This is a genomic window from Caballeronia sp. INDeC2 (assembly GCF_023631325.1).
Taxonomy (GTDB): Bacteria; Pseudomonadota; Gammaproteobacteria; order Burkholderiales; family Burkholderiaceae; genus Caballeronia.
The window spans coordinates 83,935-97,648 of the sequence record NZ_JALQDG010000033.1; the positions used below are offsets into that span (position 1 = coordinate 83,935).

At 63.5% G+C, this 13,714-nt stretch carries 15 protein-coding genes; 4 read left to right on the forward strand and 11 right to left on the reverse strand.

Features of this window, described 5'->3' with window-relative positions; genetic code table 11:
• Positions 1-3: 3 nt before the first annotated feature.
• Positions 4-930, reverse strand: coding sequence for a helix-turn-helix domain-containing protein (locus NCS28_RS22330; RefSeq protein WP_250515954.1), 927 nt, complete (start codon positions 928-930; stop codon positions 4-6).
• A gap of 475 nt (positions 931-1,405) precedes the next feature.
• On the opposite strand from NCS28_RS22330, the gene NCS28_RS22335 reads away from it, so the two are divergent.
• The 3 genes from NCS28_RS22335 (at position 1,406) to NCS28_RS22345 (ending at position 4,163) form a co-directional block, all read left to right on the forward strand.
• On the forward strand, positions 1,406-1,747 hold the full coding sequence (locus NCS28_RS22335; RefSeq protein WP_250515955.1) for a DUF4148 domain-containing protein: 342 nt from the start codon (positions 1,406-1,408) through the stop codon (positions 1,745-1,747).
• A gap of 49 nt (positions 1,748-1,796) precedes the next feature.
• Positions 1,797-2,600, forward strand: a complete 804-nt coding sequence (locus tag NCS28_RS22340; RefSeq protein ID WP_250515956.1) for an alpha/beta hydrolase — start codon at positions 1,797-1,799, stop codon at positions 2,598-2,600.
• A gap of 153 nt (positions 2,601-2,753) precedes the next feature.
• Complete coding sequence (locus NCS28_RS22345; RefSeq protein ID WP_250515957.1) at positions 2,754-4,163, forward strand: HdeD family acid-resistance protein; 1,410 nt, start codon at positions 2,754-2,756, stop codon at positions 4,161-4,163.
• Positions 4,164-4,175: 12 nt separating this feature from the next.
• Here NCS28_RS22345 and NCS28_RS22350 read toward each other — a convergent pair whose 3' ends face one another.
• From NCS28_RS22350 to NCS28_RS22395, 10 genes are all read right to left on the reverse strand, one after another.
• A complete protein-coding gene (locus NCS28_RS22350) occupies positions 4,176-5,501 on the reverse strand; it encodes an NYN domain-containing protein (protein WP_250515958.1) in 1,326 nt (441 codons plus the stop codon).
• A gap of 106 nt (positions 5,502-5,607) precedes the next feature.
• Positions 5,608-5,997 carry a cupin domain-containing protein gene (locus tag NCS28_RS22355; RefSeq protein WP_250515959.1) on the reverse strand — a complete coding sequence of 130 codons (390 nt, stop codon included), beginning with the start codon at positions 5,995-5,997 and terminating at the stop codon, positions 5,608-5,610.
• 94 nt (positions 5,998-6,091) lie between these two features.
• Complete coding sequence (locus NCS28_RS22360) at positions 6,092-6,928, reverse strand: AraC family transcriptional regulator (protein WP_250515960.1); 837 nt, start codon at positions 6,926-6,928, stop codon at positions 6,092-6,094.
• Positions 6,929-7,002: 74 nt separating this feature from the next.
• The gene (locus tag NCS28_RS22365) at positions 7,003-7,398 is read right to left on the reverse strand and encodes an SRPBCC family protein (RefSeq protein WP_250515961.1); all 396 of its coding nucleotides are present in this window, start codon (positions 7,396-7,398) and stop codon (positions 7,003-7,005) included.
• A gap of 13 nt (positions 7,399-7,411) precedes the next feature.
• Positions 7,412-9,112, reverse strand: a complete 1,701-nt coding sequence (locus NCS28_RS22370) for a DNA-binding protein (protein ID WP_250515962.1) — start codon at positions 9,110-9,112, stop codon at positions 7,412-7,414.
• A 270-nt stretch (positions 9,113-9,382) separates the two neighbouring features.
• Complete coding sequence (locus NCS28_RS22375) at positions 9,383-9,691, reverse strand: DUF4148 domain-containing protein (protein WP_250515963.1); 309 nt, start codon at positions 9,689-9,691, stop codon at positions 9,383-9,385.
• Between the two features lie 205 nt (positions 9,692-9,896).
• Positions 9,897-10,277, reverse strand: a complete 381-nt coding sequence (locus NCS28_RS22380) for a VOC family protein (protein WP_250515964.1) — start codon at positions 10,275-10,277, stop codon at positions 9,897-9,899.
• 55 nt (positions 10,278-10,332) lie between these two features.
• Positions 10,333-11,601, reverse strand: a complete 1,269-nt coding sequence (locus NCS28_RS22385; RefSeq protein ID WP_250515965.1) for a patatin-like phospholipase family protein — start codon at positions 11,599-11,601, stop codon at positions 10,333-10,335.
• Positions 11,602-11,610: 9 nt separating this feature from the next.
• The gene (locus tag NCS28_RS22390) at positions 11,611-12,393 is read right to left on the reverse strand and encodes a 3-hydroxybutyrate dehydrogenase (RefSeq protein ID WP_250515966.1); all 783 of its coding nucleotides are present in this window, start codon (positions 12,391-12,393) and stop codon (positions 11,611-11,613) included.
• A gap of 31 nt (positions 12,394-12,424) precedes the next feature.
• Positions 12,425-13,204 carry an acetoacetate decarboxylase gene (locus NCS28_RS22395; protein WP_250515967.1) on the reverse strand — a complete coding sequence of 260 codons (780 nt, stop codon included), beginning with the start codon at positions 13,202-13,204 and terminating at the stop codon, positions 12,425-12,427.
• 281 nt (positions 13,205-13,485) lie between these two features.
• Here NCS28_RS22395 and NCS28_RS22400 point away from each other — a divergent pair, with 281 nt between their 5' ends.
• Positions 13,486-13,665, forward strand: coding sequence for a hypothetical protein (locus tag NCS28_RS22400; protein ID WP_250515968.1), 180 nt, complete (start codon positions 13,486-13,488; stop codon positions 13,663-13,665).
• Positions 13,666-13,714: the final 49 nt, after the last annotated feature.

A 13,714-nucleotide genomic window follows, 5' to 3' on the forward strand; every position in this document is an offset into this window, starting at 1 on the left:
CGCTCATGCGGCGTCGAGCGTGTTCGTCTGCCAGTGCTTCGGCGTAGCGCCGACGAGGCGCTTGAAGACGGTCGTGAAATGCGCCTGCGAGCGAAAGCCGCAGCAGAGCGCGACATCGAGAATGCTGTGCCTCGACGTGCGCAGCAGCTCCTGAGCACGGTCGATGCGCTTTTGCAGCAGGTACTCGTGCGGTCTCATGCCCGTCGCGCGACGGAATTGCGCGGCGAAATGCATGCGCGTGAGGCCCGTGCTCGACGCGATATCCGCAAGGCTGATGTTCTCCGCGAGATGCGCATCGACGAATTCGGACACGCGATTGATGCGCCATTGCGGCAACGCCGAAGGCTCGCGGCCACGCGCAACGGGCGCGGAGAAATGACGCGCGACGAGCTGCGACACGATCGCGAGGCTGACGCTATCGATGAACATGCTGCCGAGCGCCGCGCCTTCGGTCTTGCACACGGCGAGCGCCTGGCCGAGCCGTTCGAGCGCCGGATCGCGGATCAGCTTGGGATCGTCGAGGACGATATCGCCCGCGTGCGGACGATGAAAGAGATCCTCGTGGCACTCCGCCAAGGCCTGCTGCGGCACGAAGATATGCAGGACGTCCATCGCCGACTGGAACACCGCGCTCACGCGTGTCGCGGGCGCGGTGACCTGCACGACGCCCGCGGGCACGCGTCCGTGTAGCAGCTTGCGGCCCGCATGATGAAAGATCAGCGACGCGCATTTCAAGTTCAGGCTGATGCAGTGAAACGTGCCGCTGCCGTCGTTGGACACTTCGAGCGGCGACTCGCCGTGATGCAGCCAGCGCGCCATCGTGATCCGTTGAGCGGAACGGACCGGGCCCGGGCTGCGCCATCGGTCTTCCAGTTCGATCAATGGCGGCCGCGCGGGCGTCCGGGTATGCGAAAGAAGATTGAGATTCATGACGGTTCCGTTGCGTGACTAGAAGCCTGTGCGGCCGATCGACGACCGGCATCGCGACGACTCCAAGTTAATCAAACGGAAACCGCGCGCCTAGCCGTACATACGGTTGACGACGCCGCCGAATGGTTGAGTCAACCTATATCAAGGTTTGATACGCGCCGGTACCGGCGAGGCGCTAACACCTTCGTATGAGTGCTTCATGCGCGCGCATGAGACGGCTCATCCGGGCGTGTCATGCGATACGGCCGGACGCTTCGACCGACAGCGCAGACGCCATGCGAACGTTTAGCCGACGCACCGATGGTTGGTGCAATCACGCTCCTTCGTAGGTGTAGTCGAGGCGCGCTCGCGGCGATACATTGTCGTCAAGGTCGCGACACGAACACAGACCAACGGCCTTAGCAAGGGAAACCGAACGACGAACTTTAGTTCGGATACCGGATTAACTACGCAATCATCCACCCAGGAGTCGATCATGAAAAAGTACCTCGTCAGCTTCACCCTCGTTGCCGCCACGCTTGCTGCGCCCGCTCTCGCATTCGCGCAATCGAACGGTCCCGTCACACGTGCACAGGTCCGCGCCGATCTCGTCGCCGTCGAAAAGGCGGGCTATAACCCGGCGCTCGCGAGCGATCCGTACTACCCGTCGGACATTCAGGCGGCGGAAGCGAAAGTCGCCGCGCAACATGCCGGCGCAGCGCAGGCCTATGGCGGCGTGCAAACCGGCACGAGCGCATCGAGCGCATCGAAGCATGTGTCGATGAACAACACGTGCGTCGGGCCGATCGACTTCTGCCAGCCGTTCTTCGGTAGCTGATCCGCGCGTTTGGATCGACGATCTCTCATTCGCACAAGCGGAGTCCTTCATGAAGCGAATCTTTCAAGCAGCGTCGATGCTGGCGCTGTCGGCCGGTGTGTTCGTCTCGACCGGCGCAATGGCTCAGGATGCCACCCCGGCCACCGATGCCCACGCGCCGGTCCAAAACATCGTCCTCGTTCACGGCGCGTGGGTCGATGGCTCGGGATGGAAGCCGGTCTACGACATCCTGACCCGCGACGGCTACCGCGTCACGATGGTACAGGAGCCCCTGACCTCGCTCGAAGGCGATGTCGACGCGACCAAGCGCGTGCTCGACCTGCAGAACGGTCCGACCATTCTCGTCGGCCATAGCTATGGCGGGTCGGTCATCACGGAAGCGGGCGTGCATCCGAACGTCGCCGGGCTGGTGTATGTCGCGGCGCATGCACCGAACGTGGGCGAGGACGAAGGCGCGCTCGGCAAGAAGACGCCCAGCTTCCTCGCGAAGCAGACGGGCGCCGTCGAAAAGACCGCGGATGGCTACACGTACCTGAATCCCGCCGTCTTCCCGAAGGACTTCGCCGCCGATCTGCCGCTCAGGCAAGCTCAGTTCGAATCGCACTCGCAGATTTTGACGTCGGCCCAAGTCTTCACCACGCCGCTGACGGCTGCGGCATGGACGTCGAAACCGAGCTGGGGCATCGTGGCGGGGAGCGACAAGATCATCAATCCGGATCTCGAACGCTGGTACTACGCGCGCGCGCATAGCCACGTGACGGTCATTCCGGGCGCGAGCCATTCCGTGTATGAATCGAAGCCGCAGCAGGTCGCGGCGGTGATCGAAGATGCCGCGAAGCATGCGGTGCAATAAGTGAAGTGAGCGCGCGGCTGTCGTGTTCCGGCACGGCGGCCGTGCGCATTCGTCTGCGGTTTTCCGTTCTTGCCGCTTTCCCCGTCGATGCCTTATAAAGTGTGTGGCCGCGCATGTCCCGCACGAAGTATCGAATGATCAGACGGAGGAACGATGGTTCGGCTCGTGATGATTCTTCTCGGCGTCGACTATCTTCGGACGCGCTGGCGCTCGGTGATGACGCTCGGGCTGCTCAGCATCGTGCTCGGCGGCGTTATCTTCACCGACGCGCTCGACGGCTCGCTCTACTTTCCCATCGTGCCCTTCGCGCTGATGATGCTGCTCGAAGGCTTAGCCACGCTCGCCGTCGCATGGACCGGCATGGGCGGCCAGCGCAAGCTGCGTTACGTGAAAGGCACGACGTTCTGCCTCTCGGCGCTGCTCGTGTTGTTCGGCGGCGAGCACGGCAACTTCGTGCTGTCGCTCATCTTCGGCACGCTCTTTCTCGTCGATGGCGCGTTGCAGATCGTCTCCGCGCGCGTGGTCCGCTATCGCCGATGGCGTCTCGCGACCGCAGGCGGCATGCTCGAAATCGCCATCGCCATCTTCTTCTATCAGCCTTATCCCGATCACTATGCGGGCACGGTCGCTTATTGCGTCGCGTTCGGCCTCTTCTTCGGCGGCTGGAACATGATCCTGCTCGCGGCGCGCGTGCGGCGCATGGCGGCGAATCCCGCCGTCGAAAGCGAATCGGATACGACGGCGCAGGAAGCGTCGACGCCCGCAGCGCCGTCATTCGCCGACGCGGTCTTCGACGGCCCGCCCGCACCCGATGAAGCCGCGTTGACCGTGCATGTATGGACGCCGGTCGGCACGGCGAAGTCGCAGCCGAAGCGGCAGTTGCTCGTCGATCGCTATATCGCCGCCGTCGACAGAAACGGCACCATCTCGACGGGCCACGCGGCGCTGGAAACGCCCGAAGGTGTGTACATCAGTCTGTATCCCGCGGTCGAGATAGATCGGTCTCCGAACGAATTCACGCGCACGCTGCGCGCGACGCGCGAGAACGACGTGCCCGGCCTCTTTCAGCCCGACTACGCGTCCGAGTCGAAGGCGTGGTGTCCGTCGACACAGCAGGTGCGCATCCGCAATTACGATCCGGTGAGGCTTGCACGCTTCTGGCAGACGTATCGACGCGACGCGACTTATAACCTCACTTACCGCAACTGCTCGAGTTCCGTGGCGCGGGCGCTGGAAGCGGCGATCGAGGGTGCGTCGGCGCGCGTGTGGGGCAAGGGCGGCGGATGGAAGCCGCTCGTGCGCATCATGACGACGCCCGAGCTATGGGTCGCGGCGCAAGTGCGCAAGCGCGCCGCGACGATGGCCTGGACACCGGGCCTCACGCTCGACTATGCGCGCGCGCTCAGCATGCTCGCGGACCCGCGTCACTCGGGCTGGGTGAAGATGGCGCGCATCGCGGTCGCGACGATGTATCGCTCGCGGCAACGCTGGCGCGCTGAAGAACATGCGGCGGCACGCGCGCAAGAAGAGGCGTCGGTGACGGCGCAGCGGCGTGCCGGTTGACGCGATGCCGGGTTACTCGGCGGCCTTGCGCGATCGGCTGCCGCGTGAAGGCGATTTGCGCGACGGCTTCTCCGCTTTGGCTTCGGCGACCGGTTCGGCGGCGCTCGCAACGCTTTCGTCCGATACGCCGGCATCGCTCTGCTTCGTCGCCGTCTTGCGCGCGCGTCGCGGTGCGGCCTGCTTCTTCGGTGCGGGTACGGGTGCAGGCTCGGGTACAGGTTCGGCTTGCGGTTCGAACGGCGTCGGCGCGTCTTCCACGAACACGGCGGCCTCCGGCGCGGCCACGTGCGCGGCTTTCCTTGCACCTCGTCTTTCTCTGCGTCGGCTATTGGCCGAGCCTTCGTGTTCCTTCGGAACGACCGGCGCCGGTGCTTCTTCCTCGAACGCTACGGGTTCCTGCGCGGCTGCGTGCGCCGCTTGCCGCGCACTGCGTTTCTCTCTGCGCCTGCTATTGCCCGAACCTTCGTGTTCTTTCGGAACGAGCGATGCTTCGGCTTGCCTCACATCGACCGCGGCGACCTGAGCGGACTGCGCGGAGCGAAACACGAACGCGCCGGATTTATCGTCGCGGCCGACTTCCAGCAAACCCCGCGACTGCGCTTCGTCGAGCAGATTGCCGAACGCGCGGAAGCCATATTGCGTTTCGCTGAAGCCCGGCTTGCGGCGCTTGATCGCGCTCTTCAACACCGACGCCCAGATCTTGCCGCTCTCGCCGCGCTCCGATGCGAGCGCCTCGAACGTCTCGACGGTGATCGCGATGGCCTGCGACTTGCGCGATTCCGTTTCCTGCTTCGGCTGCCGTTCTTCATCGGGCGTGCGCTTCGATTCTCGCTGCTCGCGCTTGGCGATAGCGCGTTGCTGCTCGCGCACGAGGTCGTCGTAGAAGATAAACTCGTCGCAGTTCGCAACGAGCAGGTCGGACGTCGACTGCTTCACGCCCACGCCGATAACCTTCTTCGCGTTCTCGCGCAACTTCGACACGAGCGGCGAGAAGTCGGAGTCGCCGCTGATGATGACGAAGGTGTCGACGTGCGATTTCGTGTAGCAGAGATCCAGCGCATCGACGACGAGGCGAATGTCGGCCGAATTCTTGCCCGACTGGCGCACGTGGGGAATCTCGATCATCTCGAAGCTGGCCTCATGCATCGCCGATTTGAAGCCCTTGTAGCGATCCCAGTCGCAATAGGCTTTCTTGACGACGATGCTTCCCTTCAGCAGCAGGCGTTCGAGCACCGGCCGGATATCGAATTTCTCGTACTTCGCGTCGCGAACGCCCAGCGCGACGTTCTCGAAGTCGCAGAACAACGCCATGCTGACGCTTTCCTGAGGTCCAGCCATATGATTCTCCAGCCCGTGCGGCATGTTTCGAATGCGCACATGATAGCTTGTCGGCCCGATGGCCGTTCATGACTCGCCTCGCATGCCCGTGACGGCGACGCGGGCATCAAATCCACAGATCGTTCGGCGCGGTGCGTTCGTTGTGCTCTTCGCCCGTATTCACGACGCCGCGCGGCTCGATCAGCATGATCTTCACCTCGCGCGCCGCATACGGTTTGTGCTCGACGCCCTTCGGCACGATGCCGATTTCGCCCGCGCGCAGATGCATCGCGCCGTCGCGGAAATCGATGCGCAATTCGCCTTCGAGGACGATGAAAGTCTCGTCGGTGTCCGCATGTCGATGCCAGATGAAATCGCCTTCGAGACGCGCGACCTTGAACTGGTAGTCGTTCATTTCGGCGATGACGCGCTGCTGCCAGTGGCCTTCGATCTTGCGCGCCTTGTCGAGCGGATCGATCGCGATACGCTGACCGCGAGAGATGGGAGTGGATATCATTGCGAAGCTCCTTGACCTGGACGATGAACCAGGCCCGAGGCTAACGCTCGCACGCCGTGCACGTCTTGAACGATCGTGCACGCTCCAACGCGTTTCAGCGCGGCACGGCGCCGCTGGCGATCGCCCGCCAGCGCGCGGGCGGCATGCCGAATGCGCGCGTGAACTGGCGCGTCATGTGGCTTTGATCGGCGAAGCCCGCATGAGCGGCGACATCGGCGAGCGATATGCCGGTGAGCATCAGACGGCGCACGAGATCGAGACGGCGCATCGTCAGATAGCGATACGGGCTCGTGCCGTAGAACTTGCGGAAATCGCGCGACAGCCCGAACCGCTCACGGCCCGTCACGCGCTCCAGTTCGTCCAGCGTGATGATGCGTTCGCAATTCGCATGAAGAAAATCGCGTGCGCGCGCGGCGCTCGCATAGTCGCCGCTTTCGGAGGCCGGCCGCGCGCCGGCGGCTTGGGCGAGCGCGAATGCCAGTTCGGTGAGCGCGTCGTGCTGTTCGAGCGGCTCGAGCGGCGGCAGCGCGCCTTCCGTGCGCTGCAGCAGCGCTTCGGTTGCGCGCGAGACACGCACATCGGTCGTCACGCCGCCTTCGATGAACGGCAGCGCGCGGCCGCCGAGGATCGCCTGAATCAGCGCGGGATCGACGTACAGCATACGATAGCGGAAGCCTTCGCCGGTGCCTGCTTGTCCATCGTGGAGTTCGTCGGGATGCAGGACCATTGTCTGGCCGCGCACGCTATGACGAAGCGAGCGCCGGTAGTTGAAGCTCTGCACGCCCGCGAGCGTGCGGCCGATCGCATAGGTGTCGTGCCGGTGCAGGCCGTACGCCTTGCCGCCGAACCAGGCTTCGATGCGCTCGATGCCTTGCGTCGGCTCGGCGCGCTTCACCCAGTCCGACGCGGTTCCCTTCGTGCGCTCGTTCATTTCGACTGACGCTCCGGCATTTCATTGAAAGCAATGTCGAATACTAGCCGATGCGGGAAGCAGCCGTGCCAAAGTCAGGGCTTGGCGTATCGCGCGGCGAGCGCGGCAAGGTCGCGGCGGACCCAGTCGGCGTCGGCGGCGAATTTCTCGTCGGACATATCGGCCTGGCGGAACAGCGTGAGCGCCACTTCGGCGCCCGCGCCGTTCTGATAGACGCGCAATGGCACGTAGACCTCGCAACCGTTCGGCAGACAGACGCGATGATCCATCACGCCGAACGCGTTGTGAGCGGTGAAGCGGATCGTCACGTCGCCTTCGGGACCGCGTGCGCGCCAGTGATTGCCCAAGTCTTCGAGCGTCGACTGCGCGAGTCCCGACGCCCATGTCGGGAAAACGTCGGGATGCCAGATCGTGTCGTAGAGCTCGCGCCAGTCGCGATCGATCGTGACGGTGAGGGTCTGCGTCTGCATCGTCACATGAGGGTCACGTGTCGATCTTCGACATCACCGCGGTGGCCGGATCGTAGCGATAGCCCTTTTGCGCGAGCTGCTGCGCCATCTTGTCCCCGATCAGCTTCTGCTGCGCCTCGCGGAACACGAGCTCGTGATCCGGCTTCAGGCGCTCCAGTTCGACCGCGAGCCTGCGCATCAGCGCAACTTCGCCGGTGCTGCGGGCATCGATGAAAAGGATCTTTTCATTGGCCACGTCGAGACGCTGGCGCAAGTCCTTCGCGTACGTGACCCATTGCTCGGCGTTCGCACGAAGATCGTCGTAGGCCTTCGAGTGCGCCTTGGCCTGCGCCGAAATCTGACGCTGCAGCGACGCGAGCTCCGACTCCTCGCCCTGCTCCTTCTCGACAAGGCGCTTCGCCAGATCGGTCGCATTCTTCTCGGCGGACTCGGCGCGTTCGCGCAACGCGTTGACATCGTTCGACACGCGCGCCAGTTCGGCGCCCTGCTCGGCTTTCTCTTCCATCAGCGCGCTGATCTGCTTGCGGGATTCGTCCAGCTCGCCGCTGACACGGCCCGCGTGATCGCGATGCGCCGCCAGTTCCGCGTTGCGCGCAGCCGCGCTCTCACGCTCGGCCGCGAGCGCGCCGCGCACTTCGTTCAACTCCGCTTCGAGGACTGCGATGCGCGCGAGGCTTTCGCTCGCCTGCGCCTCGGCGGCCTGCGCGCGCGCGAGCGCCGCGTTCGCGTCCTGCGACCAGCGTTCGGCTTCAGCCGATTTTTCCTGCGATGCGAGGCTCAGCGCTTCATGCTGCTGACGCGCCTGATCGCGCTCTTGTGCGATGCGCGCAAGCTCGTCGTCCTTGCCCGCCATCAACGTATGCAGATCCGCGTGATCCTGACGCGCCCGGTCGCGTTCCTGCGCGATGAGCGCAAGCTCGCCGTCCTTGCCCGCGAGCGATGCGCTCAACTGCTCGTGCTGCTGCCGCGCCTGTTCGCGCTCGTCGGCGATGCGCGCGAGTTCTTCATCCTTGCCCGCGAGCGACGCGTGCAGTTCGCCATGCTGCTGCCGCACATGTTCGAGCGCTTCCGCGATGCGCGCGATGTCTTCGTCTTTCGCCGACAGCGCCGCGTTCAGCGCCTCCCTGGCACGCCGCTCTTCTTCGAGCGACGCCTTCACGGCTTCCAGTTGCGCCTGTTCCGCCGATGCGCGCTGCGCCGCTTCCTCGATGCGCGTCTCAGCGTTCTGCGCGCGCGCCGCGGCTGCTTCGGCCTCCTGACGCAAGCGCGCGACCGATTCTTCCGATGCCCGCAACGCGCTCAGCATGTCCATCATCTGCTGACGGTTTTTCGCGGCCTCGTCGCCGGTCTTCTGGAACTCGGCGAGCGCCTCGTCGCGCTCCGCGAGCGCGGTCGATAGCCGCTGGCTCACCGCGGACAGGCGCTGGCCGGACATCCGTTCGGTTTCGTCGCGCGAGACGGTCCAAAGCCGCCGTGCGACGTTCACGAGCGTCTCGGCGAGGTCGTCGGGCAGCCCGGTCGGCGCCTGCTGCTGGGGCATGTCCGGGGAACGCGCCTCGCGCCAGCGCTGCAGGCCGGCCGCGATGGCGACGAGCGAGCCGTTGCCGGCCTCCGCCCAAACGGTCACGGGGGAGACCTTGCGGCCTTCTTGCGTCAGGCGATCGGCGATAGACGCGATCTGCTCGTCGGTGATGATGTCTACGTCTGTGGGCATAAGCGCCTCGAAAATCAGTGGCGTCGCACTCAAGAAATTGCGATACGTTGTTACATTCGGCTGCATCCGCGCCGGCGCGGAAAGGGATGATACCCATTTTCAGCGTCCGCTATCGCGCAGCGCGCCATGTGCCGTCGAAAAAGGGTTTTGCAGCGAGAGTGTATCGCTTACGAGGCTGTAAATTCGAAACGTAATACGATATTCACAGAAACGCATCGAGCCCGGGACCGGCGATCCGTCCGGGCTGCTGGAAATCGGCTGGAACCGCGCTTACGGCTTGGCGAAAACCGGGCCGAGTCCGATGACGGCCGTATCGGTCGAACGTGCGCCGGATGCGACACTGCCGTTCGCCGGCGCGCCGTATGCGCTCACGCCCTTCGCGGCATCCACGCGCGCCTGCGCGGCCTGGATGTTTTGCGGATACTGCGTCTGGTCGCTCGCCGGGTTGTAGCCGGCCTTTTGCAGCTCGACGAGTTGCGCGCGGACTTCCGCACGGGTGATCGGCTGGTTCGACTGCGCGAACGAGAGAGCCGGAAGCGCGACAGCAGCAGCGACGATGAGCGATTGAATGACTTTCATGATTACCTCCAGAGTTTGTGATGGAAGGCCGTCTTGTCGATCCGCGCTGTGTTGCGAATCGTTCGGGCTTGGAGGTATTTGAACTGGCGGACGTATCTGGCTTGTTTCGCAAAACGCGGTTTATGAAACGCCTTGTGTCGGCGTTCGGTGCGGATACAGTGCGATACAAAGAGGCTTGCGCGCGATCGGCCGGCCAGCCGGTCAGTCATTGCGTAGCGACCCACCACGTCGTGCCGGCGGCATCGCGAAAGCCGCCTCTGAAGTCGTCGTCGGCACGTTTGCGCGTGGGCGCTTGCACGCTGTGCGCGCCGTTTTGCATGGCGCGGTCGTAGACGGCCTGCGGGTCGCGCACATAGACGTGGATATGCGGCCCCGGCGCTTGCTGATCGGTCGCGCCACCGCCGATCATCACGATGCTGTCGTCGATGCGCACTTCGGCATGCATCAGCGAGCCATCGGGACGGTCGACGCGGCGGACCAGTTCCGCTTCGAAGACGCTTTGCAGAAACGCGATGATCGATTCCGCGTTCTCGCAGATGAGGTACGGGCTGACGGAGGGGTAGGTCGCGGGTTTCCAGTCGGTCATGGCTTGCCTCGGTTCATCGTAAGGCTAATCAGAGTAATGGAATCCCGCGCCGGCTTCAAACTCCTTCCACCTCGTCCACATCGACGAGCTTCTTCGACACCGCCTTCGGCATTTCAGCCGTCGCTTGCGGCGCGGCCTCATACCGATGCACATCGTGCGTCACGAAGCCCAGATCATGGCTCGGCACCTCGAACCACTCCGGATGCGCGAACGAGCGGCGGATATCCTCCAGCCCGCTCGCCCAGTGCTCGTCCATCGTATCGTTGCTGAACTCGTAGTCCTTGTAGTGCCCTTCGAAGAACTTGTTCTTGTAGATGAGATGCACGACGTTCACCGCGCCGCCATCCGCGACTTTCTGCGCCTCGCGCAGCAGCGGATGCGAACGCCGCGTCTTCTCGGGAACGTGCTCCAGCAGTTCCTTGATGAGCCGCGCATGCTTCTGGTTATGCGAAACGAAATCGGTGATCGCGCGCGTCCGGCTCGAATACTGAATGTCTTTCGTGCGTTCGCTCACGTCGAGAAAATCGCCCGGCAACGTGCCGCGCGCGCTCCATAAATCCACCTGAAACACGAGCGTGTCCTTGTGCTGGCTTTCGCGGATGATCTCCGTCAACGGCGTGTTCGACACGAGACCGCCGTCCCAATAGAACTCGCCGTCGATCTCGACAGCAGGAAAACCCGGCGGCAGCGCGCCCGACGCCATGAAGTGCTGGGGCGCGAGACGCATCTTCGTATTGTCGAAGTAGACGAGATTGCCCGTGCGCACATTGACCGCGCCCACCGACACGCGCATGGCGCCATCGTTGATACGGTCGAAATCGGCGAATTGCAGCAGCGTCGCGCGCAACGCGGACGTGTCGTAGTAGCTCACGTCGCTCGGCCGCTTGCTCCTCGTCGCCGGTCCGATCTCGGGCACATGCACGCGCGGCGAAAAGAAGCCCCTTTGACCTTCGGTCAGCGCGCGCGCCGCCGCCCACATACTCGAAAACTTGCGGCCGATATTGCCGAAGCCGAACGCCGCGGGCAAAAACGCGCCGACATGTCCGATCAGATCCGCGGGCTGGCAGATCGTGTTCCAGAACCCGCGCAGCGCGGCCACGCGATGCTCGGGCGCATTGCCCGCGATGATCGCGGTATTCAACGCGCCGATGGAAATACCCGATGTCCACGTCGGTTCGACGCCGACTTCCGCGAGCCCTTCGAACACGCCGGCCTGATACGAGCCGAGCGCGCCGCCGCCTTGCAGCACGAGGCAGACGTCGTCGTAATCCGGCAGCGCGACGTGGTTCGCCTGCGTGAGTGTGTTGCGTTGACTGCGGCGCATCGTTCCTCCTTATTGCATGAACCAGCCGTGGCTCACGACGACCGATTGCCCCGTCAGCGCATTCGATTCGAAGCCCGCAAGGAACGCGACCGTATTCGCGACATCGGCGACGGTCGTGAATTCGCCATCGACCGTTTCCTTCAGCATCACGTTCTTCACGACGTCGTCTTCCGAAATGCCGAGCGCCTTCGCCTGCTCGGGAATCTGTTTCTCGACGAGCGGCGTGCGCACGAAACCAGGACACACGACATTGGCGCGCACGCCGCGCGGCCCGCCTTCCTTCGCGACGACGCGCGCAAGACCCAGCAAGCCATGCTTCGCCGTGACATACGCCGACTTCAGTTTCGATGCCTCATGCGAATGCACCGATCCCATGTAGATGATCGAGCCGCCCTTGCCCGATGCGTACATGTGCTTGATCGCTGCCTTCGTCGTGAGGAACGCGCCGTCGAGATGGATCGCGAGCATCTTCTTCCAGTCGGCATACGCGTACTCTTCGATCGGCGCGACGATCTGAATGCCCGCGTTCGATACCAGCACGTCGATGCCGCCCAGCTTCGCCACCGTCTCTTCGATGCCGGCGTTCACCGCGTCCTCGCTCGTCACGTCCATCGATACGGCGATCGCCTTGCCGCCCGCATCGACGATGCTGTCCGCAACCTTCTGCGCATTCGCGAGATTCAGATCGGCGATGACGACCGCCGCGCCGTCCGCCGCGAGCTTGCGCGCCGTCTGTTCGCCGATGCCGCTCGCTGCGCCCGTGACGAGCGCGACTTTTCCTTGCAGTGCCATGTGCTTGTTCCTTACCGAAGTGATTTCGAAGTTATTGATTGACCGCGAGCCTGAGTTCATCCGGCGGCGCGAGATAGTCATAAGCGACTTCGCCGATATCGAGCGTGAGATTCGCGATCACATGCCGCGCGCCGACCACCTTTCGCACCGGCAGATCCGCGACGGGCGCGAGCGCATGTGCATGCAGTTCCAGCGCGGCCGGGCCTTCCCATGCACCGAGCACGCTCACGTCGCGCAGAAAGAAGCGGACCAGTTCGCACACGCGCGCGGTGCCATCGACATGCGGCAGCACCTTCAGCAGATAGTTCGGCGTATCGGCGAGCTTGCTGCGCTCGGCTTCCAGATCGAGCGGACGATACTTGTAGCCCATCGTGCCCGTCGCGATCCGCTGCGAGCCGTAATCGAGCGTGCCGAGCAGCGTGTCCTTGCCATCGACGGAAAGACGCGGCGCCGCGAGCTTCTTCGGAAAGCCCCAGATTTCGCGGCCGCCCGCGATCGGGCCTTCGTCGTCGAGATACATCGCATGCGTATAACTGCCCTTCCTGCCGTCCGGATCGATGACGGAGATCACCTGGCCGCTTTCCGTGTAATCGCCGAAGCCGGATGAATCCGGCATGCGAATGAATTCGTAATGCACGAGACCGTTATCGACTTCGAGCGGCTCGGGGACCACGGCGCGCAACGCGTCGAGATCGGTCTCGTAAGAGATGATGAAGTACTCGCGATTGAGAAAGCGGAACGGCGGACGCGGGTAAGCGGGATTGTGCACAGGCATGGCGAAGGCATGCCTGCGGATATCGTCTTCTTTCACTGGGTCGTCCCTGAGTTGAGAACAGGCACGATAGTAGATGCAGTCGATGACATTTGTCGCGGACCACAGGCAGCCGATGCACATCTATTGAAGCAGTGCAAATCGACAAAAATCCCGCTGTGTCAAAGTGTTATGTACCCCCACTGATGAATTGCACTTTTTTGTGCAATATACTGTTGCCTCAGCGGCGCCGAAGCGGAAAACCGTGAGGTTGCCGCCCGTCTGTCAGTCGCATGAACGCAGCTTTACCCTTTTGAGGCCATCCTCCAAGCGAGTCTCCAATGAAAACGTCCTTGAAGAAATCTCTCGTGCTTCTGGTGCTGGCGGCATTCGCAGCCCCGACGCTGTCGTTCGCGGCGGCTGACTATCCGGCCAACAAGCCGCGGCCCGCGTATCACAAGAAAGGCCAGAAGCATCATCACAAGAAGTCGACGCAGGCGCCTGCATCGCAGACGCAATAAAGCGGCACGGCTCATAAAAAATGCATGGGCGTCCGTTATGGACGCCCGT

Bases quoted from the DNA above. Each gene is read 5' to 3' on its own strand.
- NCS28_RS22330 (WP_250515954.1), bottom strand. From the start codon at position 930: ATGAATCTCAATCTTCTTTCGCATACCCGGACGCCCGCGCGGCCGCCA.
- NCS28_RS22335 (WP_250515955.1), top strand. From the start codon at position 1,406: ATGAAAAAGTACCTCGTCAGCTTCACCCTCGTTGCCGCCACGCTTGCT.
- NCS28_RS22340 (WP_250515956.1), top strand. From the start codon at position 1,797: ATGAAGCGAATCTTTCAAGCAGCGTCGATGCTGGCGCTGTCGGCCGGT.
- NCS28_RS22345 (WP_250515957.1), top strand. From the start codon at position 2,754: ATGGTTCGGCTCGTGATGATTCTTCTCGGCGTCGACTATCTTCGGACG.
- NCS28_RS22350 (WP_250515958.1), bottom strand. From the start codon at position 5,501: ATGGCTGGACCTCAGGAAAGCGTCAGCATGGCGTTGTTCTGCGACTTC.
- NCS28_RS22355 (WP_250515959.1), bottom strand. From the start codon at position 5,997: ATGATATCCACTCCCATCTCTCGCGGTCAGCGTATCGCGATCGATCCG.
- NCS28_RS22360 (WP_250515960.1), bottom strand. From the start codon at position 6,928: ATGAACGAGCGCACGAAGGGAACCGCGTCGGACTGGGTGAAGCGCGCC.
- NCS28_RS22365 (WP_250515961.1), bottom strand. From the start codon at position 7,398: ATGCAGACGCAGACCCTCACCGTCACGATCGATCGCGACTGGCGCGAG.
- NCS28_RS22370 (WP_250515962.1), bottom strand. From the start codon at position 9,112: ATGCCCACAGACGTAGACATCATCACCGACGAGCAGATCGCGTCTATC.
- NCS28_RS22375 (WP_250515963.1), bottom strand. From the start codon at position 9,691: ATGAAAGTCATTCAATCGCTCATCGTCGCTGCTGCTGTCGCGCTTCCG.
- NCS28_RS22380 (WP_250515964.1), bottom strand. From the start codon at position 10,277: ATGACCGACTGGAAACCCGCGACCTACCCCTCCGTCAGCCCGTACCTC.
- NCS28_RS22385 (WP_250515965.1), bottom strand. From the start codon at position 11,601: ATGCGCCGCAGTCAACGCAACACACTCACGCAGGCGAACCACGTCGCG.
- NCS28_RS22390 (WP_250515966.1), bottom strand. From the start codon at position 12,393: ATGGCACTGCAAGGAAAAGTCGCGCTCGTCACGGGCGCAGCGAGCGGC.
- NCS28_RS22400 (WP_250515968.1), top strand. From the start codon at position 13,486: ATGAAAACGTCCTTGAAGAAATCTCTCGTGCTTCTGGTGCTGGCGGCA.